The sequence below is a fragment of the Desertibacillus haloalkaliphilus genome, assembly GCF_019039105.1.
Lineage (GTDB): Bacteria > Bacillota > Bacilli > Bacillales > KJ1-10-99 > Desertibacillus > Desertibacillus haloalkaliphilus.
Genome location: NZ_JAHPIV010000420.1, coordinates 1 through 361 on the forward strand (window position 1 = coordinate 1; position 361 = coordinate 361).

1 protein-coding gene is annotated in these 361 nt (G+C 38.2%); it reads left to right on the forward strand.

The window, feature by feature from the left end; genetic code table 11:
• Positions 1-57: 57 nt before the first annotated feature.
• Positions 58-361: amino acid kinase family protein (locus tag KH400_RS22595; RefSeq protein ID WP_438821142.1), on the forward strand; the 304-nt coding region annotated here is incomplete at its 3' end.

Consider the following 361-nt stretch of genomic DNA (forward strand, 5'->3'; position numbering starts at 1 on the left):
CTACGATACCAGAAAATACACTAAGGTAATATTTTGCAAAAATAGAGGTGAATAAAATTGGGAGAAAGTCAACAAAAGAAACGAATTGTTGTCAAAATTGGCAGTAGTTCATTAACGAGTCGAAACGGTGAAATTAGTATAAGGAAATTAGTCCGCTTAGTGGATGAAATTGCGCTTATTTTAGATGATGGTCATGAACTTGTTTTAGTATCTTCAGGGGCTGTTGCGGCGGGATATCGAAAACTTGGCTTTATAGAACGCCCTCATAACTTGGCTGAAAAACAGGCTGCAGCTTCCATCGGACAATGCCTTTTGATGGAAGCATATTCAGAGAGATTTGGATCTCATGGATATGTAGCTT